1 protein-coding gene is annotated in these 369 nt (G+C 69.1%); it reads left to right on the top strand.

All coding sequences use genetic code 11. The annotated features are described in order from the left end of the window. Positions 1–369 (top strand): toprim domain-containing protein (locus JHD07_RS26630; protein WP_291627450.1); only part of this gene is annotated, 369 nt, incomplete at both ends.

Here is a 369-nt window from a genome sequence, read left to right as displayed (position 1 = left end):
CTGCGGCGGCGCCAGGAGAAAGAGACCGCGCGCAAAACCGCGGGCAAGAAGCTGCGCCTGCCCGGCAAGCTCGCCGACTGCACCGATGCCGGCACGGACGGCTCCGAACTCTTCATCGTCGAGGGCGACTCGGCCGGCGGCAGTGCCAAGCAGGCGCGCGACCGCAAGACCCAGGCCGTGCTGCCGCTGCGCGGCAAGATCCTCAACGTCGCGTCCGCCGGCAAGGACAAGCTGACGGCGAATGCGCAGCTCTCCGATCTCGTGCAGGCGATCGGCTGCGGCACGCTCGCGCAGTACCGCGAAGAGGATCTGCGGTATCAGCGCATCATCATCATGACCGACGCCGACGTCGACGGCGCGCACATCGCC

Origin of the sequence: Bradyrhizobium sp., from assembly GCF_016462955.1 — a bacterium.
Classification (GTDB): Bacteria; Pseudomonadota; Alphaproteobacteria; order Rhizobiales; family Xanthobacteraceae; genus Bradyrhizobium.
Note: the sequence above shows the minus strand (reverse complement) of the source record. Positions and strands in the feature narration are given on the sequence as shown.